The following is a 26954-nucleotide window of genomic DNA, read 5'->3' on the forward strand; positions in this document are numbered from 1 at the left end:
GCCTCAGCCGACTTCGTCGCGCTCGCGGTCCACCCGCAGGCGACTGACCCGCCAGCCCCCGTGCGAATTGAAGCGCCCGGTGTCACCGGTCAAGCCGTAGCGCAGGGCCAGCCAACCGGCCCGCACCGCCCCTACATGCCACTCGCGGACTTTCCTGTACGCATACCGAAAACGACGTGCTTGCATGGGCACACCCCAAGTGTGATGTTCATCACGATTTTAGGACGATAGCGCGATTTCATTTCCGCCGGAAGACAGCCCCGCCCTGCCGCCCTCAGCGCTTCCGGCGGCGCCAGACCCGGTCGGCGACATGCACCAGGCCGAGCAGGCAGGCGAACACCAGCGCTACCTCACCGATGGCGAGCAACAGGTCCACGGGAATACTCCGGATCAGGGATTGAGACTAGGCCGATGGCCTGCAAATAGCCGCCAACCTGTGCTGCAGGACCACCGTAAGCGCAAATGACCCCACTGTTCTGCAAGGTGATACGCATTTCCGGAACTCCAATCCGCATGAATGCGCGGCCAGAGGCGGCATCGCGCGTCAGGCGCTACATCCGCGACCGCTTGTCTGCCCCGCCACAGACAGCACCGGCCCTCCCCCTCCGCTCAGCCGGGAGCGATGGAAGTCCCGGGCACTCGCTCAACTCACCGGTCGAAGCCGCTATTTCCAGTAAGGGCCCGTCGGTCTGTGTCGAACATCTACACACCCGATCCCACATACTCCACCACCGCTCTTCCGCCAGGACCACTGATGCTTCCCACCGTCTCAAATCCCGACTCCCTGGCCTTCCGGCTGTTCAGGGACTGCGACTGGGTTCAGGGCAAGGGGATGCGTGGCGCAAGTTGCGAGTTCTGCTCAGCTCTCAGCATGATCTTTGATTCCCCCGAGCCGCTCTGGATCGCATGGGGACCTGCTGAAAAGCGTTTCTTCTTCAACGACGCTTACCTGCCCCTTCTGCGCGGGAAGCTCCACGGCGCCATGGGAAATCGCATGGAAGTTGTCTGGAATGATGTCTGGGACGACGTCAAGGACCTGCTTCAGGCAACGTTTGACGGCGAAGCGCAGAGCTTGAAAAACATGAAACTCCGTATGGACCGCGACGGCTTCCTCGAGGATACGGTCTGGACGTTCTCGTATTCGCCGCTGAGGATTCGATCAGGAGAGGTCAAAGGGCTGCTATGCGTCGTGAGCGAGCAGACTGAAATCGTGGCGGAGAGGAGCACGCATAGCCGCCAGGTCGCGCACTTCACGCAGGAAGCCAAAGAAGCAAATCTTGAGCTGGTGGCCGCCAGAGAGCAGCTGCGCCAGAGTCAGAAACTGGAGGCCATGGGCCAGCTCACCGGTGGGGTGGCACACGATTTCAACAATCTGCTTCAGGTCATTGGTGGTTCCGCGGACATGCTCAGGCACGTAGGGGCGCTGACGGCCCAGCAGTCCCGCTATGTCAATGGCATATCCACCGCTTCGGATCGCGCCACCAAACTGACAGCCCAACTGTTGGCATTCGCGCGCCGGCAAAGTCTCACTCCGGAGGTCTTCGATCTGGTCGAAAGCATTCGATCGATTTCAGACATCATTTCGACGCTTGTTGGTGCGCGCATAAAGATCGAACTCGATATGCCGCAACCTCCGATACCCGTGATCATTGACCGCAACCAGCTTGATACGGCAGTGATCAACATTGCGGTCAACGCCAGGGATGCGATCACTGGCAATGGCGTGCTGACGATCCGGGCTGAGGCCTGCGACGCAATCCCTGCCATACGATCTGGCACCCGGGTGTCAGGCAACTACGTAGCGCTCAGCTTCACGGACAACGGCGCTGGCATTGCCGCTGGCGATCTGGAGAGAATTTTCGAGCCGTTCTACACCACCAAAGACGTGGGTGCAGGGACGGGACTCGGATTGAGCCAGGTTTTCGGATTTGTGAAGCAGTCCGAGGGCGACATTGATGTCAAGAGCGTACTTGGCGAAGGCACAACCTTCACCCTTTACCTTCCCCGTAGCGAATTTTCGGGACAACTGGAGAGGGACAGGGAAGGCCTTCAAGATCTGTCCGGCGCAGGCATCTGCGTGCTGCTGGTGGAGGACAATCCAGATGTTGCGGATTTCGCATACAGCGCACTGAAAGGCCTGGACTATGGCGTGGTCCACGCCTACAACGTCGACGAGGCGGTTGCGGAACTGGAAAAGGATCACCGGCGATTCAGCGTCGTGTTTTCCGATGTGGTCATGCCTGGCCGAAGCGGCGTGGAACTGGGCCATATCGTTCGGGAGCGCTATCCGGATTTGCCAGTGATCTTGACCAGTGGGTACAGCGAACTACTCGCTCAGGACCCCAGCCATGGATTCATTCTGCTGAGGAAGCCTTACTCGCTATCGCAACTGGCAAAAGTGCTTGCAGATGTGTGCAGAGAGAGCTGATGGACGAAAAACCGGAGGGGTCACACCACTCCGGATGCGCAGCGCGCAGGTCCGGCTGCAGACCAATCAAATCGTTCATAAATCGCCAATAGCATCAGAGGATGCCCTGGGTCAGTGGCGCTCGCTAGGCATCAGGGGCGGCATCACGCATCACGCCGCGTTGACCGGGCGATAAATAAGACCGTGAATGGCGCCGAGGCGCTGCGCCTTGAGTAAAAGCCTCAACGAAGCACATCCTGTGCTTCGTCGGTGCACGCCTGTTTGTTGCCTGGCGAAGGATCGGACTGCCGGCGGCCGAGGGAGCCAACTACTGACGAGGGGGTGGCGCGCCGCAATCAGCCGCTTGTCGGTGGAGCCCGGGGGTGACCCAAACGACACCTGGCATCCGGCAGACCGAAACTGTCTCTCTCGTCCTTGAAGAGGTGCGTCCGGTGCCTGTTCATAATCGCAAGGAGCAGGTGTAGCTGGCGTGAAAACGGTTACAAGGCTACGGTTTTCGGCAGTTCGAAAGCCAGGTTGCTCCGACCGTGCTGGCGACTATCTGTCCAGTCGCACCTCAGCGCTTCCGGGCCAGCTCCATTACGTGCCTCTCGACCGCAATCATCGCCAGCTGCATGGCGTCGCCCTTGTTGCGGATCAGACCCTGTTCCCGCACCTGCACCGCGACGCCCTCCACGGTGGCCGTGAACTGAAAGACGTCATCCACCTGACTGGTAATGGTGATCAAAAAGCGCTGTCCCTCCACCACACCCCGTACCGTCCGGCGAAACCCCACCGTATTCATGTTCACTCCCCTATCGATCGCGGCTGCCAATCTACGCCACCGCATATCGGACTGAACAGGGCCGGATCTGGCGGTTCAGTACCAGTGGCCACCCAACCTGGATAGAAGCGCCTCAGTCTTGGCCGCTGCGTCCTGCTGCGATTCACCAGGCATCGACAGTCCAACCTGGCCAGGTCCGTCCAGCACATGGAACGAGGTCAACCGCCCTCGCTTCGCCAGGCCAGTTCCGTCGAGACAAACCCGCACCGTAACCGTGCGCCCCCTAATCGTGAAGGTCCAGTCTTCCTGCATGGGCATTCAATTGCCTCCACACCTCCCCCTGCGGGGGTGCGCCTGCAATCGAGCTTATCACCAGAACCGGGCGGCTCGATTGGCCCTGCAGTCGCCGGGAGCCAGCGTCCCTGCAATCGCGCGGGCAGCTTCAATTCCGCCGGCCATCGCAGCCTCTCGCGTTTCAAATGCCGCGCCAGCGTGGACCTGTTCCAGAAATACAGCCTCCCCGGCTGCATAGACCAGGCCCATCGACTTCCACAGGTTCGGCGAGCAGACGTCCTGCCCCGCCACTGCCACCAACTTGAACACACCCTCGTGCACGTCCATGCAGCCCCTCCCTGAGTATGGCGGCCGACATTACTCCGCCTGCCGGGCTCCGCCGTGAAGACGCGACAAGTCGAGTGCATCGCGCGTGCACCTGCACCTCAACGGCAGAGCCAGCCGACGCTCGCTTCGGAACCCCAAGACGAGGTCAATCAGCTGCGGCCACAAGTTCAAGAGCGATTCGCTCACTCACTTGGAGGGCCTCCAGGCACGACCTGGCCTCGATACCCTCCACCTGCCTCTCACCCTTTCCGCGGACCGACACCAGCAGCACATGCCAGCGCTCCGCGTTCTCTCTCAACAGCTCTGTCGTGAACGTGTCGGCTCCAACTGCGAGCGTCACGCGCCGGATGGGATCAACAATATTGTCTGCCACTCTCTTCATGCCCCCTGCTATCACTCATCAAACCAACTAGCCGCCACTCGCAGAGGGATGTACTGCCACCGAGCGCGCTTACCGGCGCTGAGTATCCATCCGCGCAGGAACGGTCCGCAAGGTCCTCGGGGGGGGGGGCTGCATGGGTGCCGCTGAAAACGTGGGCCTCCCGGGCGAAGACAGGCTGAGCGTCGAGTACGTACCGGGAAAGAGGCAGAGCGGACTGATGGCGTCGGGATCCTGAGGCCAGGAGCGCCCAGGTGCTGGCGGGCACCTACAGGGCCCGCGCCACCTGGCCAGCCGACACGCTGAATTCCGGTGAGCGACTGATTCATGGTGACCCCGGCCCGATTCGAACGGGCGACCTTCCCCTTAGGAGGGGTAAGATACACAATCAACACGCTTTGTGCGGCAAGGGTTTCGACGCGATCTTGAGGATCTGGGGCAAATGATTGAGGCAAAACCACCAAAAGCATGGTGACCCCGGCGCGATTCGAACGCGCGACCTGCCGCTTAGGAGGCGACCGCTCTATCCAGCTGAGCTACGGGGTCCAAGTACCGCGTTAAGGATACAGGCAATGGCAAAAATGACCAAGATGAAGAAGCCCACAAGCAGCGTTCCAGGCGTTGCGTTCCGCAGCGACGGATCCCCCCGTTGGGAGGTTCGAATCCGCTGGATGGTCAACGGCGAGAAGCGACACCTTCCGACCGTCCGCTACCCGGTGGACCTGGACGCGCCCAAGGGGGCCGACACCCACATCGATCGGGCGCGCACGGATGCCGAGGTGTACGCCAAGCAGCAACGGCAAAAAATCAAAAGTGACTCATTGGAGTGGTCCAGCGCCGCCCACCACTACACCCTTCGCGGCATTTTGGAACGCTACCGGCAGGAGGTGGAGCAAGGCCTCATCACCACCCAGGAGGACCGCGAGAACAAGCAAATGGCCGGTGAACACGTGCCCATGAAGGCCCACGTGCGCAAGAGCGTAACCAAAGAATTGTCGGCCATTGCCGTGATGCTCGGAACGGCCGCCACTGGGCACAACCGCGACGGCTTTCCCGACATCGTGGACCGGCGGATGGATCAACTGTCCTATGACCTGTTTCACTCCCCCAATACTACGGAGGCATTGAACTGGCGGTTGAAGGGGCAGGACGGCAAGCAGGCCCCAACCAACAGCGTGAAGCGCCTGCTTTCGTCGCTGCGCACCATCATCAACCACGCAATTAAGGTGTGGAAGTTGGCGCTGGACAACCCACTGGCAACTCTCAAAGACATCAAAATCAATGATAAGCGTGAGCGGACAATTGACGCTGAGGAATGGGAATTGCTGTGCCAATGGATGGAGCGCAGCCGCACCGATGCCACCACCTACGCCGCTATTCGTTTCGCCCGCTACTCTGCGGCCCGACGGTCGGAGGTGTGCAAATTGGATTGGTCGGATATCGACCATCGCAAGAAATTGGCGTTGCTGCGCGACACCAAGGCCAACGGAGGTGAAAGCCGGCACCGCTCCATTCCTTTGAACGGCGACACCATGGCCATCTTGGACACCTTGCGCGCCAACCGCATGCCCAAGGACCTCGTGGGCCCGGTGTTTCGCACAAGCCGAGGTAAGCGCCTGCGTCCCGACACCATCACCCAGGCTTGGTCCAGAGCACGAGAAGCGGTGGCCGACGATACGGGGCGCGAGGATATCCGCACCGCCCGGCTGCACGATTTGCGCCACACCCGTGTGACGGAGTTGGGAACCCTGCTTTCAGCGGCGGAAGCAGCCATGGTGTCCGGGCACCGCGATATGGGCACATTCATGCGCTACTTCAATCCCAAGCCCGAAGATATTGGACGGCGAATTGACGCGCTGGAAGCCCAGCAAGGCGACAACAAGGAATTGCAGGGGTTGATCGAAAAGCTTGCTCTGCATTCCGTTGAAGACATCACGGCGGTATTTATGTCGGCCATTCAACGAAAAACACTCGCCGAGTCCAACAAAGGGCGGTGAACTCCACGCCTCAGCAATGAGGCTTTTTGAAGTCCATCCGCTTTAGTCAAGAGACTTAATTGCAGCAGGCGGACAATTGACACACCCGAAAAGCTTGCCAAATTCGATTTCCCCCGTAGTGTAAAACGATATACACGTTTTACAGGGGGGACTAATGCGCAACAATGGATTTAGCTTAATTGAACTGACATTGTGCTTGACGTTGATTGTTGGCCTTGGCGCATTGACATACAAATTGTTTTCGCCCTCTGCCTCACTGGCGGCAATTCGCCACGAACAACAGCAAGCCGGTCAAATTGTACAATCGCTAACGGACTTGTACGTGCTGCAACCGTCGTACGCGGGATTGTCCACGGACACACTCAACAGCACGTACAACTCAAAGTTCAGAATTGAGAATGGATCGGTGGCCACACCATCATCCATTGCACAAATGGCGGTCGTGCAAGCAGGGACGGCCTTTGGAGCCAATGACTCCATTGATCTGATCTATATGGCGGCTCCAACAGGTTCGTGCATCAAACTTGGAACAGCGCTGGCAAAATCGGCCGACTTTGTGCGCATCAATGGGTTCCAAGTGCAAAAGCCATACAGCTCTTTGCACGAAGCCAACTTGGCAACGCAATGCGCAACACGCGACCGCAATGAAGTTCTGTTCCGCTACACCAATAAAAATGTTTCGACTCAAGCCACAGACATGTTGGCTTGTGAGTGTTCGCCCACGATTGAAACCCAAACTTTGGCGTGTCCAGCCAACGCCAGCGGCTCTATTACACAACGCCGCAACGCCACGTGCAGTGCATCCACATGCCCCACGCGGCAATGGACATCGTGGGTGACCACCAGCAACACATGCGGGGCAAATGGCGCGCCCATTCCAACAGTTCCGGTTGTGGCTCTTGGAAGAACATGCTTCCCAAACGTGGAGCAACGCGTCACCAACTGCCCAGCCGGTCAAATTGGCTTCGTCATTGAACGTCGATCAATGGCATGTCCAAGCGAACAATGGGGCAACTGGACCACTGCAACAACAACCTGCGCCGCGCCCCTCCCCGCAACCCCACAATGCAAATACGATCCGGTGACGGACAAAGAGACCCGAACCACATCATGTGAACCCGGCCAAGGGGGAAATATTACCCAAGAACGGTTCCGCAATTGCAACAGTTCAGGCACAAAAGATTGGAGCGAATGGAAAACACTGAACACTACTTGCTCTGCAAGCTGCGTCACCACCGGCACATGCTGCTCACCCGGACGCATGCAACGCGCCGCATCAGTTGGGTGTCCCATCAACACCTACGGCCAGCGCGATGGAATTGAAGAACAGTTCTCCCGCTGCGCGTCGGCAACAACAACACCCATATGGAGCGGCACATGGAGCCTAAAAGGCTCATCTGTTGTTGGAAGTTGCAACGCTTGCCCGCCCAACACCTCGGAAGTGTTGAGCCGAACCGAACCACGATCCGGCTCTTGTCCCGCAGGAACCTACGGAAATCAATCGTGGGAAGCCGTGTTCAATCAAACGGTAAATATTTCATACGCATGCAACGCGTCGGCAAACCAGACATCGCCAGGACGCAGTGAGAGCTATAGCAATTGGGTGGAAAGCGGCACACGCAACCACAATTCAAATTGCACGGCGTGCCCTGGTGCTTACAACGAAACAGAAGAACAGTGGGTTCGTGTGGACAACGGCTGCCCCAATGGCTACTCCGGTCAAAACGGCTTTGAGAAGCAACAACACAGACAACGCACGATCAGTTTCAGCTGTCCAAGTAGTCAGACAACGCCACCGTCGCCCAATGTCGGCGCCTGGGGTGGATGGTACGACACGGGCGCGCAACGCAATCATGTGAATTCGTGTGCGGCCAGTTGCACGGTTGAGAACCGCTCTTACCGCGTTGCGTGGCAGAATTCATCGGCACTGAACGGTTTAAAAGACTGCAACGCGTCGAACATCGGTCAGCGGTCGTGGTCGAACTACACCAGTTGCAGCGGGATGGGGCCGTGTGGCGGAACGTTCCGCGCAGCAATCTGCACGGCAAGTGGATGGCAGATTGTAGCCGGCGCAGGATCCTCGCCATATGTGGGATGGGCCAGCGGTCGGCCGGCCGAATGGGACGCCGTGTACATGCAAGGCTACAACGATGCGCCCGCGATTGGGGCGCAACAGGGCTCGGCGGGGCAGTCCAACTGGATCACCTATCAATGCTTATAGTCCGGACCTTTCCGGGGCCGTCTTGATGCATCAAGCGGCCCTTGTCGGTGACCATGTAGCCGGGGCCGGCCTTATAGTCTTCTGCCGAGAAGACCTCTGTATGCCCACGAGTCTCTTTAGCTCCTAGGCGGTAAAAAGGTCCGGACAAGAGAACAGCTTTGTCAGCGGCGTTGATTTTATAAGTTGAACCGGTGGGGTGCGAATGAATCCCCTGGCCTGTCGCTGTCATGCCGTCCGGGCAGACGTTGGTGATTGGACACATCACGTGGGAGCCCACAGTTGTGACGACCGCCCCCCAGTCCCCTTGGGGTGACTTGCAGATCTGTGAACAAACTTCGTGCTGCGAGGTTTTGGTGTACTGGGCCATGGGTTGAGATATGGACACAGCAAATTCATCCATAGTCATTTCCGCCGCTCCGGTCAATTCCCCCAAGACTTTGCCATCAACGTGTACGCCGCCCACCCTTATCGAAGCAATCACTTCCTCAAATGCGATCCGACTCCACCCTTGAACACCATACACAACAAAGTCTCCATCCGAGACTGTCAAAGAGCAATCCACGAGTTCTATTTGATACGCGTTGGGAGCTTTGGAAATGTATCCGCAATTCGATGTTCGTTCGACCAGTGAAACACGCTCAATAAAGCTATGCAGTGGCTCGCCAGCATTGCTAACGAACGCACCTCCTCCAAACGCGCTAGCGGATGTAACAATTAAAGAAAGGCCGAAAGCAACCAAAACACATTTATTCATAGACAACCCCATAAACATTGATTTAATTCAAGTTATGAGGCAATCGGATATTGTCAATTAGCTTGACTTGCTCATATCGCCTGCTACTTTAATTGTGCCGAACGCGTACGACCCCCTTGCGCTTCCTCGGCAAGCCCCCGTAATGGGGGCTTTTTTGTTTGTAAGAAAAAAACTCTCATCGGCGCTTATGGACGGCGCCTGTCAATTGCAAACAAAGAGAGTCACTTTTGAGGTTACTGTCGAATATGACATCCACCATCTGTGACGCCAGGTATTGACAAAAATGCAATGTCTGATTTCCTGAATTAGTGAATTCGCTCACTATCAAAAAGGAGGTCAAATGAAACACCACAAACATTCAGCAATTTTGCTAGCCCTTTCTATTGGCACGGCTTTAAGCGGTCATGCTGCTGCTCAATCAACACCCATGCAAAACTATGGCGACGCAACTCGTCAGCAATACTGGAACGGCATCGGAAACTCGGCAACGCACGCGGATCCCGCGTGGGAACGCAATTTGATAAATTTGTATTTCACAGGCGTCAACAACAGACTCAACATCACCAACCCACTCACTCACAATGTGAGCGACGTAGTTTTCAATGGCAGGAACAACCAAAGCGACACGGGCTTTGTCACCGTGACTGGATATGACAACATCCTTCACTCGGACTGGGTGTATGCAAATGATCCAGCCATTTCACCCTCAACTGGACAAATTTATTTGAACGGCGGCTCCAATGAATTGAATGGTCGCAATCTCAATATCTATGGCAGCTTCAATAAAGTGAACGGCGAATTCACCAATTCGTTAGGGGACAGCAACGATTTGGGCTCGCATGTGCAGAACCTTGGAGGCGTAAACACTGTTGCGGACGGCGGAATAAGTGTCGGTTTCGGCAACCGAGTGACATACGCAAGCGATGCTGGAAGTGCAGGCGGCATTGCCCTCGGCAACTACACCGTTGTTGAAGCCGCGTGCGTCTCGATTGGATATGGGTCAGCTTGCAATGAGAACCGCACTGTGTCGTTTGGACAAACCGGAACAAGCCTTCTGTCACGCCTCATCGGGGTTGCCGCAGGTCAGGCCGACGACGACGCCGTAAATCTTGGACAGTTGAAGTCTGTTACCCAATCGCTGGGCGGCACTGCCGGCTTCACCAACGGCGTTTACAACGGGTGGAGCGTGAACCTCGGCGGGTCAACCTACGGCAACGTTCACGACGCCTTGGTGGGCTTGGATGGTCGCTTGACGGCCGTGGAAAACAACCCCGGTGGTGGAACTGGAACACCCGGACCGAAAGGTGACAAAGGCGATCCCGGATCACCTGGAATACCTGGTCGCGATGGAAACGACGGAGTTGCGGGTACACCTGGCCGGGACGGTAGCGATGGGTTGAACGGCACCAATGGGGCAGACGGTCGAAGCGCCTATCAGGTTGCAGTTGACGGCGGCTTCAAAGGATCCGAACAGGACTGGCTTGCTTCACTTCACGGACGCGATGGCAAGGACGGGATTGACGGTGCAACGGATCCTCTGGCTGTGAAATACGATGACGAAAGCAAATCCACAGCCACGCTGCAAAGCTCTTCCGGTGGATCCACTCGCGTGAGTGGCGTTGCTTCGGGGCGTATTTCACAAGGATCCACGGACGCGGTGAACGGTGGGCAGTTGTGGGATATGGAGAACCGTTGGAACGACCGTTGGGAAGACACCAACAGACGCATTTCGCAGCAGGACAAGCGGATTAACGGCTTGGGCGCGCAATCGATGGCGATGAGTCAAATGGCAATGTCCAGTCAATATCTGCCTGTTGGAAAAGTCTCGTTCAACATGGGCGTGGGCTTCTACGGGCCAGCCGCTGCGGTTGCACTTGGAGGATCCGCACAGCTCACTGAGCGCATTCGGGTAGTCGGCGGCATTACTGGTGGGTCTGGTGGATCCAGTGTCGGCGGCGGCTTCGGCGCATCGTTCTCCTTCGACTGATTGAACGGCAACACCTACAACTCGGCAGTACCAAAGGGGGCGCCGGCAGGCGCCCCCTTTTTTCTTAGAACAATAAAGGAGTTATTTATGCATAGAAAAATAATACTTTCACTGGCGCTCATGCTGTCTGCAGCTTCGGCGCAAGCCGCACACGTTCTTGCGTCCGATATCACGGGTGTGGTTGTCGATGCTCAGGGCAAACCAATGGCCGGCGAGGTTGTGCGTGCGTACCACCACGACACCAACAGACTGATTGAACGTCGAACCAACAACAAAGGACGCTACCACTTCAACAATCTGCGTCCGGACGGTGAGTACACCGTATCGCACGCTGCTACGTCGTACACAGGCCGTGTCCTGCTGGGACAGACACACCGCCAAAACTTTGTTGGCGATGTCGTGCGGTACGACTCACCGTCCATCTTGTTCTCCTGGGTGTGGTCTGGACCCAACCAGCGTGTGTACGGCTTAGCACGCAATGAAAAGGGGGAATGATGGCTCAATACTTCCACGTCCCCTTTAGTGACAAAGACACAGCCCGTGAACTTGGCGCCCGCTTCGATGGCGACACCAAGCATTGGTACGCCGACACAGTGGAATGCATCGAACAGATGCGGTTGCACTTTGATCCAATCACCAACCCCAACCCCATCACCACATTGATGGGTGAAGACCGCACGTTTGGCGGAAACCATCTTCATATTTCCATGGTGCCTATGAGTTGCTGGATGCGTTCGGTGAAGGCATGCCTGGATCCACACGATTGGAAACGCTTGTCCGCAGGACTGCGCCAACGCAGCAACCACACTTGCGAGTTGTGCGGCGCAAAAGAGGATCCCAAGCGCGAGGAATACTTGGATGTCATCGCGCGGTGGGAGTACAGCGAGACGGGAAATGTTCAAACCCTCAAGCGCCTTGTGAGCGCGTGCCAACTGTGCGTGAAAGCAACGAACTACGGCTACTCAAAGCTCACCGGTTCGGAGACAGAGGTTCGCCACCACTTCAAAGCAACCACTGGATGTGATGATGATTTTTTGGATCAACACATCTGCGACGCATTTGGGCTTTGGACCCAACGCTCATCGAACAATCAAAAGTGGACCATGGATCTTTCGTTGCTATCCAACAACGGGATCCGGCTGGCCAATAAAGGGGGCGTTTGAGTGGCGATGGAGCGGCACGGTTTGGCCGCTCTGAAAAATACCAAGCCCGCCCCCGCCACATCTACGCGTTGTTGTTCGACAACGGGTGCTGCTATGTCGGTCAAACCACAGACCTGCGCAGGCGCGAAGGCCAGCACAGAAGCCACGCGGGTGGCTGGCAAGGCCAGTCCTTCACCTTCATCCCACTTGCGACCATGACCGGCACCAAAGCCGAAGCCGAGAACCATGAGTATGCGTGGCGGTTTGCGGCGCAACGGGCCGGTTGGCGCGTCTATGGTAAGCCGCCGAACATCCGGGTTAACACCGCCTTGAGGATGACGCCTCTGCGCCGATCGATCGCCAATCAGTGCGTCTGGCCTGGTCAAAAGCGCGGCATGTGGGGATGGCTCAAGTGGATCTTGGGTTTTGGTGCCGCTGTCGGACTGGTGGCTCTGTTCCAATAAAAATGGCCCCTCGGGGCCATTTCTATTCAGTAGTACCCGCGCTCATTGGCGTCCCTCAAGCGCTCTTGTTCCTCTTCGGAACCAAAGGCCGAACGCGAGCGAGTCAAACGCCACGCGACACAGCACGCGGCGATCAGCAAAATGATGGCAATGACGTACACCATGGCCGCGTTGCTCATAAGTTCTGTCGCCTGAAATTATCACGCTGAGTATTGGGGGTCAACGCACGGCCCAACGCCTTTTGAATTTCGGACACATGTTGGCCCACCCAATCCTGAATTTGTTTACTTTCGATGTTCTTCTTGAATTCCTTTTGCCGATCCTCAGTTCCACGTTTCTTCACACCCGCGCCCATTTCTGTTTTCTTAATTTTGAAATTCTCAAACAGCTTGGCAATCTCCGCCCCCTCATCGCCCCGCACGCCCGCGTGCAAGGTGTTCTCCTTGTTGCGGTCCAACGCCGCGCGTTGGCGCAGGGTGTCTGCTTCGTGGGTTGTTGCGTACAACGTGAACTTGCCCTTCGTCACCCGAGAAATTGCCACCATCAAACTGCTGCTATCGGTCATGCCCGCGTTGCCCAGCAAGAACACATCGGTCTTGCCTTGCCCCTGGGCACCGTGGACCGTACGGGCGTAGTTGTGCTGGATGGCGTTCCACTCTTCGGTGTTGAACTTGAGCTTGCGACGCTCCGCTCCCTCATCGATGTCCACGGATACGTCGTACCCACCACGCTTGCGGTTGGGAACGATCGTTGTGATTGTTGCTTCGGTCCCGTTGACAACATTCATCACGCTGTCGGCTGTCGTGAAGCGGATCCGATCGCCGACGGACAGCGACAAATCCTCAAAAAACTTTTTCCCCATCGCTCGGATATGCACCTCGTCCTTTGCCACTTCACCGCGCTTTTGATAGCCCTTACGAATGGCTTGATTGAGTGTCTTAAGATCCGCATTGGAGTGCGCTAGGACCAAACGTTCGTCGGTGGTTGCATGTGAAGCAAAGTAGTCGGACACCAACGAGTCAACCGCCTCGGCGTGGGTGTTGTACTCGTCAATGCATCCTGCGGCTTCCAACGCGCTCCAAATGGCGGAGGACTGCTCCAACACTTCGTTGCGGGACTTGGGTGTGCGTGCTTTCACCGGCAACCCGTTTTCATCGTACTTGTAGAACATCTTTACGATATCGCGCATCTGTTGATCTTTCTGCCGGCGAATCTCGGTGATGGTGCTTTCGCCCAGGACATCACTCATCAATGCCATACCCTGCCCCGCGCCCACGGGCTTCAACTGCTCTTCATCGCCCTGCAAAATCAGCTTGGCGCCAGCGTTTTTACAGTGCGCGGACAACGCGCGGATCTGCGGAACGTCGATCATGCCGGCTTCGTCCAACACAACAACATCGTCACTGGTCAACGTAAGGCGGTTGCGCGACAAGTCGGCAAGGATCTTAGTCACCGACCGGCATTCCATGCGACTTTCTTCCTGCAGCTTTTTGGCCGCTTGGTTGGACACAGCACAACCAAGCATCCGTTTGCCTCTGGCACGGAACACCTCGGAGTAGAAGTCCGACACGGTTGTTTTTCCCGTACCCGCAAAGCCTGACGCCACACACACGCCGGCTGTCTCGCTGAGGATGTGATCAACCGCCACACGCTGCTCTTTGGACAACTTGAAGCCTTTAAGCTTCTCCAATTTTTCAATGATCGGTGTGGACAGTTCCTTTCCCACCTTCCACCATTCCTCCCCTTTACGGGCGTTGGACATCGTGACCAAATCCAACTCACACTCCACCATCCAACGCGCCGCGTAGCGTGACTCAGTGTGTTTTCGGGCCAAGGTCATTCCCTTGTCGTCGTCGTGCAACGCCACGGGGTTGATTTCCATCAGGTCGCTGGTGTCGGACACGGCTGCATCGGCCAAGGCGAAGAGTTCGCTTGCGGTGACAAAGCCCAGGTTTTCAGTGCCGATCTGACGCAGCAATGTTGGGTAGTCGAACGCCGCATCGTTCTCGTGCAGCAGTTCAAGAAGTTCCTCACGCGTCCGCGCGGGGCAACGCACATCTTGTTGCTCCTTGAGTTCCGCGATAGTGGGAATTTTCAATTTTTGGCTGACGTTCTCGATGAGCTTGGAGAAGTGGTCCATCAGCTCGGGGTAGGACGGCTCATCTTTGTGCTTGCGCGTCTTCGCCCAGGCTGCGGCGTCGGCCGTCCCTTTGGACCGCTCAGCCATGATTTCCAAGTGGCGCGTCGAGAATTCGTTGATCAGTTCTCTGTCGTGTAAGCCCGCAACTTCCCACGACCGGACACCCGTTTTTTTACCGTGGGCGTCAACCTCTTCACTTTGGACAATTTTGAAGCCGGCCTTAGATAGTTCTGTAGCCAGGACGTTTTGGTACACCATATCGGCTGCGTGGCGAAAGCGAAAAATCTCAGACGCATCAAAAGTGCTGTGCTTGCCGTCTGTTCCCTTGCAGACGTTGTACACAAGAACGTGGGTGTGCAGGTGAGGCTCCAATTCGCGGCTTCCAAACTGCATGTGCATTGAGTAGGCCAAACCCTCCACGTCAATCACATCTTTCCCGCCCTTGTTGCGTCGGCACTGAGTGAAGGCCTCAAACATCTGAGCCATGGATGCTTCCACGGCCACGCGCTGGGCCTCCATCACAGCGAGCTTTGTGTCGTCATCGCCCAGGGCATGCAACAGGGAAACGGACTTAGGTGGGGAGTGGGTAAGGTCGTAGCCCGCGCGTCGGCCCCCTTTGTCCACCATCATCACGTTGCCGTCTTTGTCCAATCGCGGCTTACCGGTGCGCTGGTCGATCTTGACTTCGGCGGTGGGTCTGGCGCCTGCGTTTTGACACAGTGCCTCTCCCGTAGGCGAGAAGCCATCGAACAGCGCCATCATGTCGTCTTTGTTGACCGGCTTTCCGATCAATCCCAACTCGGCTGCAAGCTTCCCACCCCAGTGGGACGTGACATAGGTGGATGATGCGCTCTCAAGATCCGGTGTGCCGTCCAAGTAATAATCAGTGGTCGGCCCGTCTTGTTTCACGGTCTTTTGTTGCAGTTCAATATCGGGAACCGCCAACAAATAGTCGATGACATCATCGCCCTTTGGATTGCTTGATCTGTGCTGCAAAAGTTGTCGTTGGATCACGGGCACCCCCATATTGAATGAATGATTTCATCCAAACAAAGAACGGGGTTTTGTCAAGGGATCACATGTGCTGAAAGCGCATACGGGGAGGTGTGTCACCGCGCCCCACTTCGTATTGTGTGGAAGCGGCAGCCAGCAACCGGCGCTTATAGGCTTCGCCCTCTTCAACGCTCATATTTTGCAGCTTGATTTCTGGGGCATTTTTCCCACCCTGCTGCACCAACCAACGGCTTGCGTCTTGATGTCCATTGGATTGTGCGATATCCAACGCCGTCTGTTTCAGAATATTAAGGGCGTTTGGGTCACATCGATCGACCAACAGAGCCAGGCACTCCACGCTGCCGCTGCTCGCCGCTGTGTGTATCGCCGTGCGGTGCAAAGGATCCACAACGGTGGGATCCGCGCCGCTGTTGAGTAAGACTGCAAGGGTGTCAACCGATCCGCTTTGTGCGGCCAAGTGCACCGCTGGGGTCGTGGAGCGGTGTGTGTGATTGATGTCGGCGCCGGCCGCAATTAGCTCTTGCACAACGTCCGCATGACCGTTGCGCGCCGCTTGCTGTAGCACGGTGTTGTTGGCGTGATCCAACTGGTGCAGATCACCACCCAGGGCAATGAACGCGCGCGTCTGCTCAAGGTTGCCCATGCTTGCGGCTTGGTGCGCTGTGAGACGGTGTTGTTCGCGGTTGTTGAGGACCGGCTTGCGCAGATCAAAGGGACGCTGCCCATGCATGTCGGCCGCTTCCACATTGGCGCCGTTGTCCAACAGCAACGCGGTGATTTCGACCCGGTGGCCGAGAACGGCGAAGTGCAGCGGAGTGATACCGTTTTCGTCGGCAACGTTGGCGCCATACTCGGTAATGCAATCCAAGACAGTGCGACTGTCGTTGTCGATGATTGCGCCTTTAAAGCGCTCGTTGAAATAGGTCATGCGGTCCCCCGAAAAATGAATGTTGCATTCACTCAAACAAAGAACCGCCCAATGTCAAGCTTAATGCCCGCCAATTGGCGGGCACTACTCACATTCTTCGCCGCATTCGTGGTTGCTCGTCCTTAAGCTCAGCCGTATTTGTAAGCTGAGTTAGCAGTTCCTGTTTTTGAACAAAACTGTCAATTGCATCGGCAATATCCTCGCGCCCAGATATCCTATGTGACAGCGAAGGATTTTGGTGAATCTCATTCATCGTTGAGGGCACAATTGCATTGCTGTTCGCCCCAGCATTAAGTAGCTCCAAGGCAACCTCAGGGGAATTGGCTGAATGCAACGGAGTGATTCCTTTGGGGTGAAAATGTATCAACTCATCGTCTTCCTTGCGCACAATCCGGGCACCCATGGCTTCGGAATGAATATCGGCCCCGTGCTGTATCAACAATCGGACTTGTTCGGCGGATCCTGCGCAATGGAGTGGAGTGAACCCCTCAGCAATAGGCGTCAAGAAATAGCGATTTTTGGGATCGTCGGTTAGGACATCCAATTTCCGATGAACGTCCGCACCCAAGGAAAGCATTTTTTCGCTCAACGTGGTGTCGGCCTGAGATACGGCCAAATGGAATTCCTGTGAAAGTGAATGCATATTTGCACCTTGCTCCAAAAGCTCAATAGTTACGCCTGTGTCACCCATTTCCATTGCACAACGCAGTGCCGAGTTATGCTCTTGCGAGTCGTTTAAAAAATAGTCATTCGGGCCAACACGATCAATTAAGGCCATGAACACATCTACGTGCCCACTGTCCAAAGCTATTTTCCACGCTGGTTCAATATCGTCTGCGGGTCGTTCACGATACAGCGGACTGTCTGGAACACCATACTCAAAACTCCCGTAGTAATAGCCTTCACCACGGTATTCGTTGATGGCTGCTTGAGAGGGATATCCCTCATCAATCAGTTGATTGACCGTCTCAAGATCCCCACGGGCAGCGGCCTGGCACAGTTCTCTATCCATGGCAATATCGTAAGGCGTGCGGCCTTCGGCGTTTTTAAGCAATGGATCAATACCAAAGTCATTGATTAGTATTTTCGACAACTCATGATCACCCACACGCGCCGATGCGTGCAGTGCTGAATCTTTCATGTCGCCCTCGCCGCCAATGCTGCAACCACGGTGATAGAGCAATTTCATTACCGGAATATTGTGCGCTTCCGCTGCAACTTTGAACTCGGCGTCCAAATCAATACCACCATCAGATCCTACATCTCCATATTTCAAGAACAATTCAGCAAGCTCACGATTTGCAGTTCCAAACTGGGATCCACCCTCATTCTCAAGCGAGGAATAGCCCATCCCCATTTCCTTTAGAGCCTCCTCAACAATATCAGGATTACTCAAGCGCTCATCCAACGTCAGATCACTCATTAGAAAATCTGAATACTGAAAATCAATATCGAAATCCTCATCGAAGTTAGCTTTGAACTTCTCAAACTTTTCGCGCGCGTCCATAACACCCCCATTTGATTGACATTCTTTCAATCAAACAGAAACGTCATTAAAGTCAATACTATCGGAACAAATCCATTACCTCTTGCTGTGACAGGATTTGGGGCTGACGGTGCGTTCCCGCGCTTGACTCAGTGGGGGGTTGAATTACGGGTTCAGCTGGCTTGGCTGTTGCCGCCGGTTCGGTCATCCAACGCGCTGGCACTTGCCCAGGTCGCTGCACCTCTAACGATTGGCCGGGGAACGACAACAACAAGGGGTCATAACCGGCCGTTGCAACGATCGCCCGCACCTCAAACGAACCATTTTTGCCCCGGCGTGGACCCAGCTCGTTGGTCAATTGGTGTTCAAAGACAACCTGTCTCCCGTCTTGATGGACGTTGGCGTTCTCGTCGTGGGCCATGGTGGCGGTGACATTGGTTCCGAACATCTCGGCCACGTGTTTGCGTGTCTCGGACATCTGCAGCTGACAAATCACATGCGTCCCTACAATGGTGGGCAGGATTTTGGCCTCTTCTGGTGAGTACACTTTCGACAACTGGCCCAGCTCTTGGATGCCGGCAATCAGCGTGACGCCCTTGGACCGGCCTTTGTCGATCAAAGGCATGATGTTCAACCGCCCTGCCGATGTCAGCTCGTCTAAGATGATGTACAGCCCACGGTTCTTGTCCTCTTTCATCTTGGGGGAAATTACTTCACCCACTAAAATATTGATGAGGGAAGAAATGTATGCGCTGGTCAGAAGCTCCATTCCACCGCCCTGGACAATGACGCCTTTACGCCCCTTGTAGTCGTCCGAAGCCCACTCAGTGATTGAGAAGCGGCGCTTACCAACCACAGGCCAAGCTCTTGCAAAATACTCAACGGCTTGCATGTTCGACATGATGGTGGACATGATGTTCGATGTCGTTTGCGAGTCTGGGTTTTCAATCAAAGGGAACGCTTTTTTGTAGTGCGCCAAAATATCGGGCTGCATTTGCTCTGCGGTTTTATTCAACTGATCATTCAAATCCGTCCAATTCCACACCTTGGGTTTATTTGCAATCAGTGTCCTGACGGATCCCACAAAGATCATTCGGGCTGTGTTGGTGAAAAACGGATTGTTGTCCCCAGGTTTCTCCGGGATCATGCAGCGGGCGAACTCTTCAACTTGAATGCTGGTGTGGATATCGCATGCCGCATCCCACACATATCCCTGTTTGTCGTACGGGCTTAGAACGATGGGGCGTGGGTACACCGCATTGATTGCTTTTGCCTTCACGCGCTTCCAGCGCGATGTGGGGTCTGTGTACGTGCCGGCACTGAAATCCCCGTAACTGGTGAAATCCCCCTTAACGTCGTACAAGAACAATTTCTTTTTCTTGCGTATGACTTGCCGAATGAGCGGCAAGAGGATCTGTGTCTTCCCCGACCCAACCGACCCGTACAACAGCACATGCCGGTTCCATCGCTCCTGGGACAACCGCAACTCTGGGTGCAAGAGCAACGGCATTGTGTCCTTGCCCACCTCGGCCTTTGTGATCTGTCGCGCCACTTTAATTGCGTCTTTCCCTTTGCGCACCTGTGGCCCGTCTAAGACATACATGTTCCGCCGTGGGATCAAGCCGTATTTCAGTGCACCAATGGCGCAGGCGACAGAGACAACAAAGCTCCAAATTGTTGCGTAAGGCGAGCCCGTGAGTTGGAGTGTTTCGATGGCGTCGCGTGCGCTCCCCACCATCATCCCCAATGTTGCGTAGTTCATGCTGACCACAACACCCAATTTCAGATGCAAACCATAAGGCACAGCAATTGATGGCTCCCACAAGCGCACAGCGAAAACAAGAAAACTGTAGACCAAACCCAATACGCTAATTGCAATAAAAATGGCCGTGTCCCAGCGGCGCACCAATGTATGTGGTGGCACATGCTTTCCAACGCGCCCAAATGCCTCATATATCTGATCCATTAAAAACCCCTTTTGCTTTTCAACATAAAGGGGCATTTCGTTCCGTCAAGCCCACTTGAACTTCATGAGATATATGGGCTGGTACATAGCCCACAGTTGCGTTGTTGGCACTGGGCAGATTTGCGCGGCAAGATATATCTTTTCCTCACACGGGCTGTCGAACGGGCATATCTCGCCCATTGGCTGATAGGCGAATGCCGACAATATGACATCGGGGGAAATTTGTGATGAATCTGCAATCATTACAGGGGCCTTCCTACCACTGCGTTTGGCTCGGATCGCAACGTGGCATTGGGATTTCATCTCCACATGCGGGTAGTCTTTAAACGACACCCAGGAACCTCCCCAGTCCAAACCAACAGCCTCAACCATTTCACCAAACAACATATAGCCTTCCCGCACATGAGGATCGTTCATGTCCCAGGTCGGCTTGCCGTCCACATGCATCACACTGTCCACAGCGTAGCCGTGGTTGTGGCAACTCATGCCCGCACCAACGCTCGTCACTCCCGAATTGCTTGCCAGCAGCGCTGCTTGACGGGCGTCACTGCGCATGCCCTCCATGGGCCGCATGTCAAACCCTCGCTGGGCCATCATGTCGAAGACCGCTTCAAGTTTTGTGCGCAAGTCCGGATGCACTCCACTCCACATCTTCTCGTTGCGTTTTTTCTTGAAAACATTCCACCAGTGGGCTCCATTTGCATTTTTGACCGGTGTCACGCTGACTGACGATTTCAGCGAGTAGGACATGTTTGATTTCTCAACATGTGCAAAGCACGGATCTGCTGCCATAGCCAAAGCAGATAAGATGATGAAACGTAGACTCCATTGATGCATAAATTCCCCTTCTTAAATACGAATGTATTTATTGAAGAGGAACATCAAGCATTGTCAATACCTTTTATTGAACTGCATGCATAAAGAAGGCCGGATTTCTCCGGCCTTCTCATTGAAACGATCAACCCATTTTGTGACTGAACCGTTGTGTTTGCTCTTGAACCTGCACTTGCTCTTGAACCTGCACCTGTCCTTCTGGCTTCTGATTTTGCTTAGCAAGCAACGCATCAACTTCTTTCTCCTTGGGCCAACGATTGTTTTCAATCACAAAGCGGTGTTGAACTTCGGCAAGCATCTTTTCTTCGTCGCTTGGTTTTGCCAGTGTTTCTGCCGCCCACGCCATCCCACCTACGCGTTGTCCGGATTGGGACTGGCTTCCCTCTCCTTGTTCGTCTTGCTTCGCGCGTCGTTCGGCAATGCGTTGGGAAAATGAAAACGAATGACTGTCCTGTTGGAGATCGTACGCATCCGATTGCGCTTGCGCGTGCATCAATTGTTCTGAGGGCAACTCTCCGAGCTTTTGACGTTGGCCGGTTGCGTCCAGCATCTCTTCAAACTTTGCGGTCCTCCGTGCGGTCAGTTCACCCAAAACCTCGGGCGAGGACTTTTGTTCCCATTAGGCCATCGCTTCACGGCTCTCACTGATCTTGTTTTCGTAAACATTGAACTGCTCTTGCCATTGGTCTTTTCCGTACATTATAGGCTTAGGGTTGTTCTCCAAAAAATCGGTACGAGCTTGCAAGATCCGTTGGTAACCCTCTTCCAAGCGCAACACATGGGTAGGATCATTCCGACGTTCAATCTCACTGTCGTACTGCCCAATACGTCGCTCTAGGTTGTCCACCTTCTGGTCTTGCTCCACCCAGGCTTTCGCCTGAGTGTCGCCCTGTTCTGCAGCTTGCTGCTTTCCCTCACGGTACGTGTCATCGGGGGCTGCAAAGATGCTGTTCAGATCGGTGCTGAACATCGAGTCGTTGTATGTTTTTTGGTCTTGAATATCTTTGTTCATGATTAGTCTCCTTTATTGGTTGTATTAAGCAGCTTCGGTTTCAAACAATTCTTGCTCAAGTTGGTCTTCTTTGAACTTGCGCATGTATTCATCAACCTTGCCAGGTGTGACGGGGATGGTTTTGGCAAAATCAACACGGCGGATGTTTCCTCGGTTAAGGTAAACCAAGGCACGCGCACCACCACTTGTGTTCAGCTCACGCCCCAATTCAACCAACGTGACAATGGGACCATCCTGCATTTCGCCTGAGCCGTGAACCATCATGGCCGAACGAATTGACGACGAACTTTCTTGAACATTTGTGCCGCGCAAAGCGCTCCATTTTTGATCCCAGCGATGTCCAATGTCGTTGCGGAACATGTCTTGCGACACCACTTTCGCAAAGCCCCAACGCTTTAGCTTCCGCATAAATGCGCGTTGTGGGTGATCGTCAACATTGAGAGTCGAACGCTTGTAGGTAGACGTACTCGCCTTGAAGTCCAAGCCGCGTCCAGATGGGCTGTATTGAATCAATGTCCCATGTCCAACCTTGCGCATCACAAACTCATATGTTGCTTCTGATGCTTGGGAACATGTGATCGATTGGAATTGATCCAAGAACCCTTCCATACCTGCCTCAGTCTCAAAGCACGTCATCAAGCCCTCGACGTTTTGTGTCAGATACACAGCACCCATACCAAACGATCGAGCGATCGGAAGCAACTTGATTTCTTGCTGGCTAACCAACAATTGGCATTCATCGATGATTTGGATGAAGACTGTTTCTTCGGGCATTTCCTTGCGCCAATCGGTCACCTTCACCCGCTGCTTGAGTTTGGCGTACACACGTTGCTTCAACAGAATTTGGATTGCGGTGCCGGCCTCTTCGTGCAGCGACTCAGGCAGATCGATACCGATGCGCGCACCACGCATGACTGCGGTGATGTCCACACCCGTGGTCAAGGCGGTCCATGGGGTTCCGTTCTCATCCACAAGCCCAGTTGATTGGATCAGTGGGTCAATGCGTTGGTTGACGTTTATGCGGTACGACTGACGTTGCTCAAAGGGCATGCCCACCCAAGTTTTGGCCACATAGGTCACGGCTTTTTGAAGCGACGACCCATGGCGTGTAAGTTCCGGGTGGATGGCAATTGGCGATCGATCCACACCTGCCACGTTCACGCCCAAGAAGTTGAACCATTTTTGCAATTCCGGACCCATCGTGCCCTGGGCGCTGGCTTGGGTAACAATAATGTCGTCAAGCAAAGTCAGAACTGCGACAGCATCATCGAAGCACCAGCGCCATTGTCGAGGACGCTGCACTTCTGTTTTATAGAACGCAAGACGGTCGCGCGTTTTCTGCAATTCTTTAACAGCAGTCAAGTGCTTTTCGGAACCTTTGGTTGCCGGATTGCTGTTCAAGTGTTTGACGTTGAATTCCAAGTTCGGGATCATCATGTCGATCTTAGTTAATTCTTGGACAGCTTTTTTGTAAACACTTTCCTCGTGCTGGCACAGCGCTTCAAAGATGATGCACGCATTGAGAACGTGGTTATCCGCACCATGCGACCATATTTTGTTCTTATCGTCAGAACTGGCGACCATGGAGTTGATGGCCTTCGCAAGTTCTTTAGCGTTTAAACCTTCGATCAAACCCACTGCCATCCCCGGTTTAATATTCCACTCAAGAACGTTTTCCAATTCACCGGGCAATGTCCCCTTACCGCACAGGACAAACAACCCAACACGATAGCCGTTCATGCTGCACAGAGCGATCTGCAACGCCACCAAACGTGCGAAGTTTGTTGTTTTACCAATACCAGTACGTCCCAAGCACAACATGTGAGTGCACAGGTCGTTGATCGAAACAACCATTTTCTTACCGGGATCGGGGCTGAAGTCGTAGCGCTTGGACGCCAAGTAGCCACTGGAAATGGCAATCACGATTGTTGGTGACTTGTCCTTCTCAACGTTGACCGCTTGCATGTGACGGTCTTCTCTCGTGGTTTTGAAAGAGTGGTCTTGCATCACCCCACCAACCACTTTGTTCTGTTGATCCAGCGCCCAACCCCGAGCGTGGAAGTTCAATTCCGTGTAGCGCATGGCGTAGGCAGAAGCAAACAACAAGATCACCCAAGGCGCCATGACAGGCGGCAAGCACATGACGATACCAAAGCCTGTGCAAAGCTTTGCCCATCCCCAAACCCATGCTTTACCCCCTTGGATCGCTCCACCCAATGTCGAGTCATCGCCCCAATTGAAAAAAGTGCCCACAATAAACACGGCCCAAGCGGTCGAAAGGAACAAACCGGTTGCGGCTACAATATTCAGAATGAAACCCAGCGGACTTGCAGAGAAATTGGTCAGCGCTCTCATCACATTTAGAGAGTCTCCATCCGACACTGGATCCAATGCCGCAACACTGGTGCCCGTCTTGACCACAAAGAGTGCGTACAGCGAGAACAGAACGGGAGCGAGGAAACCAATGAAGCCCATCTTGATGGCTTCATTCACGTCCTCCCCTTGATACAACGCGATGATGTGAGGGACAACGAGCGCCGCTGGTATGACAGCCAACAATGCCCAAAAGCTTGGCAAGGCTGCAAGCACAATGGTGAGGGCGGCCAACACGGGGATCATGCCGTACACAATTGATGTTGCTGTTGAGTCCGCGCCTTGCGTGAGGTCGTTGGGCGTAACAAAGTTTTCCCAGGGCAACCCGTCCGCTGTGACTTTGTAGCTGGAATGCTCGTCGTCCAGGTCTTCGGCAATCATGGGCGAGTAGATGCGAAATGGCTCCAAATCAACGCCTTCGGGAACATGCAACGTTCCATCGGTCCGACGCTGCGCGCCCATCTTTAATACTTTCTCAACGTCGCTGCTGCGAACGTTCGGAAGCTCACCATTGAGTACATAGCGATCACCACGTCCAATTAAGCGCAAGAAACGCTTGTTGGCGTTGCGCACTGTTTTTTGTTCGCTCGTAAGGACCGCCCCTTTGTTTTGGATTTTACCGAGCAATTTGTCGATAAAATCCGGAATTGTGAAAATATTTAACCCCATACCACCTCCTTTAGATTTTAATGATTAACCAAAAAATGAATCCCAAAATTGAAATTACGGCCAGCGAAGTCATGAATACCCCGCGCGACACGCGCGGCGCCTCTTCATCGCGCACCTGAGCCAGCAACAAACTCTGATCCCGCCAATTGCTTTCCGACTCCGAAATGTCGGACGTGCTTCCGCGATCACCTGTGTTGTAGTAATACTCACGCTGCAAGTGGGGGTTCATCTTTGAAAACTTATCCAGCGGGGTCCGGATCAGCGTGCGGCCGTAAAAGTCATACAGCCGACTCCCCCAGGAAAGCCCAAACTTTGTTTTGTATTGATCGTAAATTTTATGAAGCATTTTTACTCCTTATATATATGAGTGATTGTTACTCAAACACGGAAGCCAATATTGTCAAGAGTCAACAATTACAATTTCTTGGCCCATGCATCCAGATCCGAATTGGCCTTGTCCTGCCAGTCGTCTTTTTTATCCTTTACTTTTGCATCATCATTTTTTGCCTTACGCTTCTCCACCGGCTTCGGTGCAGTAGCAGTTGGCTTCGGTTCCACCGACTCTTTGGACGGCTGCTTCACGCTGACAGTTTTCTGCTCGGGCTCAGTTTTTGGTTGAGTTGCAGGCTCAGGCGCCGATTTGAGTTGGGCAAGAGGTGAATTTCTTGCAACGGGTTTGAGTTCGTCTTGATATCCTGCATCCAATGGCATTTGTTCTTTCGCATGCTTTTGACCTTCAGCTTCCGCTTGTGCCGCTTTTTCTTTTTCCAACGCTTGGGCTCGCTCCGCGTCAACAACTGCCTTCTCGCGGAAAATAACTGAGACACCATCAACCTCATCGAAGTCTATGCTTTGAGGAATACTGTTCATTGGGCTTCCGTAGTTCACAGTTGCATTAACATACCCATTACCAGCATCAATCAATATTCGAGGATTGGTTTGCCCCGGTTTGTATTGGCTTGATGGTTCAATCGTGAATTCTTCACGGACGTTGCCTACCAAGTTGGTAAACACCACGTCACCGCTATTTGAAATCACAATCGACTTCTCACCGTCGATCCAGCTCTTCCCGAAGATCGCGGTAACACGCGAGTCCAACACCGCACCACGGGGTGTTACGAATTCCTGAATCACTGGCAGGTCTTTTTTGACGGGCGCAACTGTTGCCGATGGAGCTTCATTGGATCCATCGAAGTGGAAATACGCGGCCAACGATCCGGCTGCAACGATGCAAGCAACGACTGCAATCACGACCAGTTTTCGTTTTGGGCGTGATGAAACTTGCGCACGATCAGCTGACTCGATGTCCTGGGCGTGAGACGTTGCGGCGACGTGTGTGGGAGACACTTTTGGTTTTGCTTCGTCCACATGTACCGGACCTTGCTCCACCTCTTGAACCACATGCTCTGGTTCAACCGGCTGCTGTTCTGAAACTGCGGCCACAGACGTTGCGTCGCTGACCAATGGCTGAGCCTGGACATCCACAACGGCCTCCACGGGCGCGGGCGATCGATCTTCTTTCTTTTTGGTCGCGGCGGACACACCGCTTTTCAGTCCAGACCAAATTCCGGCGCCCACTTTTTTTGCACCGTCCTTCATCTTGTGTGCTGTCTCGATGGTCTTATCCACGGCCCGGTCCAATTCTTGGCTGGACTTGTCGTTTAATAAATCATCCTCGTCGTCCGCCATTTGCATCTGCAATGCGCGCGGATCAATTTTAGGTTTGTGTTCTTCTGTCATATTTTCTCCTTGCATTCTCATGATGGTCTTGAAGAA

General features: G+C 54.4%; 23 protein-coding genes and 1 tRNA gene. 7 read left to right on the top strand and 17 right to left on the bottom strand.

From position 1 onward, the window contains the following. Positions 1–3: 3 nt before the first annotated feature. A complete protein-coding gene (locus IAE41_RS22615; RefSeq protein ID WP_267911364.1) occupies positions 4–126 on the bottom strand; it encodes a hypothetical protein in 123 nt (40 codons plus the stop codon). A gap of 628 nt (positions 127–754) precedes the next feature. Here IAE41_RS22615 and IAE41_RS01580 point away from each other — a divergent pair. Beyond that, entirely contained in the window at positions 755–2428 is a 1674-nt protein-coding gene (locus tag IAE41_RS01580) for a PAS domain-containing sensor histidine kinase (RefSeq protein ID WP_200731782.1), read from the top strand. 556 nt (positions 2429–2984) lie between these two features. Here the strand turns inward: IAE41_RS01580 and IAE41_RS01585 are convergent. From IAE41_RS01585 to IAE41_RS01600, 4 genes are all read right to left on the bottom strand, one after another. Next, positions 2985–3212 carry a hypothetical protein gene (locus tag IAE41_RS01585; RefSeq protein WP_200731783.1) on the bottom strand — a complete coding sequence of 76 codons (228 nt, stop codon included), beginning with the start codon at positions 3210–3212 and terminating at the stop codon, positions 2985–2987. A gap of 348 nt (positions 3213–3560) precedes the next feature. Then, positions 3561–3812 (bottom strand): hypothetical protein, encoded by a 252-nt coding sequence (locus tag IAE41_RS01590; protein WP_200731785.1) that lies wholly within the window; start codon positions 3810–3812, stop codon positions 3561–3563. Between the two features lie 145 nt (positions 3813–3957). Then, positions 3958–4194, bottom strand: coding sequence for a hypothetical protein (locus tag IAE41_RS01595; protein WP_200731787.1), 237 nt, complete (start codon positions 4192–4194; stop codon positions 3958–3960). A 466-nt stretch (positions 4195–4660) separates the two neighbouring features. After that, positions 4661–4737, bottom strand: a tRNA-Arg gene (locus IAE41_RS01600). 26 nt (positions 4738–4763) lie between these two features. On the opposite strand from IAE41_RS01600, the gene IAE41_RS01605 reads away from it, so the two are divergent. Beyond that, positions 4764–6188 (top strand): site-specific integrase, encoded by a 1425-nt coding sequence (locus tag IAE41_RS01605; protein WP_200731789.1) that lies wholly within the window; start codon positions 4764–4766, stop codon positions 6186–6188. A gap of 154 nt (positions 6189–6342) precedes the next feature. Then, the gene (locus IAE41_RS01610) at positions 6343–8409 is read left to right on the top strand and encodes a type II secretion system protein (protein WP_200731790.1); all 2067 of its coding nucleotides are present in this window, start codon (positions 6343–6345) and stop codon (positions 8407–8409) included. Here IAE41_RS01610 and IAE41_RS01615 read toward each other — a convergent pair. Beyond that, complete coding sequence (locus IAE41_RS01615; protein ID WP_200731792.1) at positions 8390–9163, bottom strand: hypothetical protein; 774 nt, start codon at positions 9161–9163, stop codon at positions 8390–8392. The genes IAE41_RS01610 and IAE41_RS01615 overlap by 20 nt on opposite strands. A gap of 340 nt (positions 9164–9503) precedes the next feature. On the opposite strand from IAE41_RS01615, the gene IAE41_RS01620 reads away from it, so the two are divergent. From IAE41_RS01620 to IAE41_RS01635, 4 genes are all read left to right on the top strand, one after another. Next, positions 9504–11150: a YadA-like family protein gene (locus IAE41_RS01620; RefSeq protein ID WP_200731793.1), complete on the top strand. Its 1647-nt coding sequence runs from the start codon at positions 9504–9506 to the stop codon at positions 11148–11150. 87 nt (positions 11151–11237) lie between these two features. After that, positions 11238–11645 (top strand): carboxypeptidase-like regulatory domain-containing protein, encoded by a 408-nt coding sequence (locus IAE41_RS01625; RefSeq protein WP_200731794.1) that lies wholly within the window; start codon positions 11238–11240, stop codon positions 11643–11645. Continuing rightward, entirely contained in the window at positions 11642–12313 is a 672-nt protein-coding gene (locus IAE41_RS01630; RefSeq protein WP_200731795.1) for a DUF5710 domain-containing protein, read from the top strand. The genes IAE41_RS01625 and IAE41_RS01630 overlap by 4 nt, the downstream gene beginning before the upstream one ends. After that, positions 12310–12756 carry a GIY-YIG nuclease family protein gene (locus IAE41_RS01635; protein WP_200731796.1) on the top strand — a complete coding sequence of 149 codons (447 nt, stop codon included), beginning with the start codon at positions 12310–12312 and terminating at the stop codon, positions 12754–12756. The genes IAE41_RS01630 and IAE41_RS01635 overlap by 4 nt, the downstream gene beginning before the upstream one ends. A gap of 26 nt (positions 12757–12782) precedes the next feature. Here the strand turns inward: IAE41_RS01635 and IAE41_RS01640 are convergent, their stop codons facing one another. The 11 genes from IAE41_RS01640 to IAE41_RS01690 form a co-directional block, all read right to left on the bottom strand. Further along, on the bottom strand, positions 12783–12935 hold the full coding sequence (locus IAE41_RS01640; protein WP_200731797.1) for a hypothetical protein: 153 nt from the start codon (positions 12933–12935) through the stop codon (positions 12783–12785). Next, the gene (mobF, locus tag IAE41_RS01645; RefSeq protein ID WP_200731798.1) at positions 12932–15910 is read right to left on the bottom strand and encodes a MobF family relaxase; all 2979 of its coding nucleotides are present in this window, start codon (positions 15908–15910) and stop codon (positions 12932–12934) included. The genes IAE41_RS01640 and mobF overlap by 4 nt, the downstream gene beginning before the upstream one ends. 61 nt (positions 15911–15971) lie before the next feature. Next, positions 15972–16838, bottom strand: a complete 867-nt coding sequence (locus tag IAE41_RS01650; RefSeq protein ID WP_200731799.1) for an ankyrin repeat domain-containing protein — start codon at positions 16836–16838, stop codon at positions 15972–15974. Positions 16839–16926: 88 nt separating this feature from the next. Further along, on the bottom strand, positions 16927–18345 hold the full coding sequence (locus IAE41_RS01655) for an ankyrin repeat domain-containing protein (protein WP_200731800.1): 1419 nt from the start codon (positions 18343–18345) through the stop codon (positions 16927–16929). A gap of 58 nt (positions 18346–18403) precedes the next feature. Next, positions 18404–20326 carry a type IV secretion system DNA-binding domain-containing protein gene (locus tag IAE41_RS01660; RefSeq protein WP_200731801.1) on the bottom strand — a complete coding sequence of 641 codons (1923 nt, stop codon included), beginning with the start codon at positions 20324–20326 and terminating at the stop codon, positions 18404–18406. A gap of 9 nt (positions 20327–20335) precedes the next feature. Next, positions 20336–21040: a M15 family metallopeptidase gene (locus IAE41_RS01665; RefSeq protein WP_200731802.1), complete on the bottom strand. Its 705-nt coding sequence runs from the start codon at positions 21038–21040 to the stop codon at positions 20336–20338. A 208-nt stretch (positions 21041–21248) separates the two neighbouring features. Next, positions 21249–21674 (bottom strand): hypothetical protein, encoded by a 426-nt coding sequence (locus IAE41_RS01670; protein WP_200731803.1) that lies wholly within the window; start codon positions 21672–21674, stop codon positions 21249–21251. A 69-nt stretch (positions 21675–21743) separates the two neighbouring features. Further along, positions 21744–22136: a hypothetical protein gene (locus IAE41_RS01675; protein ID WP_200731804.1), complete on the bottom strand. Its 393-nt coding sequence runs from the start codon at positions 22134–22136 to the stop codon at positions 21744–21746. 24 nt (positions 22137–22160) lie between these two features. Further along, positions 22161–25178 carry a hypothetical protein gene (locus tag IAE41_RS01680; RefSeq protein ID WP_200731805.1) on the bottom strand — a complete coding sequence of 1006 codons (3018 nt, stop codon included), beginning with the start codon at positions 25176–25178 and terminating at the stop codon, positions 22161–22163. Between the two features lie 10 nt (positions 25179–25188). Beyond that, the gene (locus tag IAE41_RS01685; RefSeq protein WP_200731806.1) at positions 25189–25524 is read right to left on the bottom strand and encodes a hypothetical protein; all 336 of its coding nucleotides are present in this window, start codon (positions 25522–25524) and stop codon (positions 25189–25191) included. A gap of 68 nt (positions 25525–25592) precedes the next feature. Then, positions 25593–26918 carry a hypothetical protein gene (locus IAE41_RS01690; protein ID WP_200731807.1) on the bottom strand — a complete coding sequence of 442 codons (1326 nt, stop codon included), beginning with the start codon at positions 26916–26918 and terminating at the stop codon, positions 25593–25595. Between the last annotated feature and the right edge of the window lie 36 nt (positions 26919–26954).

The organism is Stenotrophomonas sp. S39, assembly GCF_016624665.1.
In the GTDB taxonomy this organism is placed as follows: domain Bacteria; phylum Pseudomonadota; class Gammaproteobacteria; order Xanthomonadales; family Xanthomonadaceae; genus Stenotrophomonas.

Coding starts and splice junctions, on each gene's coding strand:
- IAE41_RS01580 (WP_200731782.1), top strand. CDS start 755: ATGCTTCCCACCGTCTCAAATCCCGACTCCCTGGCCTTCCGGCTGTTC.
- IAE41_RS01585 (WP_200731783.1), bottom strand. CDS start 3,212: ATGAATACGGTGGGGTTTCGCCGGACGGTACGGGGTGTGGTGGAGGGA.
- IAE41_RS01590 (WP_200731785.1), bottom strand. CDS start 3,812: ATGGACGTGCACGAGGGTGTGTTCAAGTTGGTGGCAGTGGCGGGGCAG.
- IAE41_RS01595 (WP_200731787.1), bottom strand. CDS start 4,194: ATGAAGAGAGTGGCAGACAATATTGTTGATCCCATCCGGCGCGTGACG.
- IAE41_RS01605 (WP_200731789.1), top strand. CDS start 4,764: ATGGCAAAAATGACCAAGATGAAGAAGCCCACAAGCAGCGTTCCAGGC.
- IAE41_RS01610 (WP_200731790.1), top strand. CDS start 6,343: ATGCGCAACAATGGATTTAGCTTAATTGAACTGACATTGTGCTTGACG.
- IAE41_RS01615 (WP_200731792.1), bottom strand. CDS start 9,163: ATGAATAAATGTGTTTTGGTTGCTTTCGGCCTTTCTTTAATTGTTACA.
- IAE41_RS01620 (WP_200731793.1), top strand. CDS start 9,504: ATGAAACACCACAAACATTCAGCAATTTTGCTAGCCCTTTCTATTGGC.
- IAE41_RS01625 (WP_200731794.1), top strand. CDS start 11,238: ATGCATAGAAAAATAATACTTTCACTGGCGCTCATGCTGTCTGCAGCT.
- IAE41_RS01630 (WP_200731795.1), top strand. CDS start 11,642: ATGATGGCTCAATACTTCCACGTCCCCTTTAGTGACAAAGACACAGCC.
- IAE41_RS01640 (WP_200731797.1), bottom strand. CDS start 12,935: ATGAGCAACGCGGCCATGGTGTACGTCATTGCCATCATTTTGCTGATC.
- IAE41_RS01650 (WP_200731799.1), bottom strand. CDS start 16,838: ATGACCTATTTCAACGAGCGCTTTAAAGGCGCAATCATCGACAACGAC.
- IAE41_RS01655 (WP_200731800.1), bottom strand. CDS start 18,345: ATGGACGCGCGCGAAAAGTTTGAGAAGTTCAAAGCTAACTTCGATGAG.
- IAE41_RS01660 (WP_200731801.1), bottom strand. CDS start 20,326: ATGCCCCTTTATGTTGAAAAGCAAAAGGGGTTTTTAATGGATCAGATA.
- IAE41_RS01665 (WP_200731802.1), bottom strand. CDS start 21,040: ATGTCCTACTCGCTGAAATCGTCAGTCAGCGTGACACCGGTCAAAAAT.
- IAE41_RS01670 (WP_200731803.1), bottom strand. CDS start 21,674: ATGCTGGACGCAACCGGCCAACGTCAAAAGCTCGGAGAGTTGCCCTCA.
- IAE41_RS01675 (WP_200731804.1), bottom strand. CDS start 22,136: ATGAACAAAGATATTCAAGACCAAAAAACATACAACGACTCGATGTTC.
- IAE41_RS01680 (WP_200731805.1), bottom strand. CDS start 25,178: ATGGGGTTAAATATTTTCACAATTCCGGATTTTATCGACAAATTGCTC.
- IAE41_RS01685 (WP_200731806.1), bottom strand. CDS start 25,524: ATGCTTCATAAAATTTACGATCAATACAAAACAAAGTTTGGGCTTTCC.
- IAE41_RS01690 (WP_200731807.1), bottom strand. CDS start 26,918: ATGACAGAAGAACACAAACCTAAAATTGATCCGCGCGCATTGCAGATG.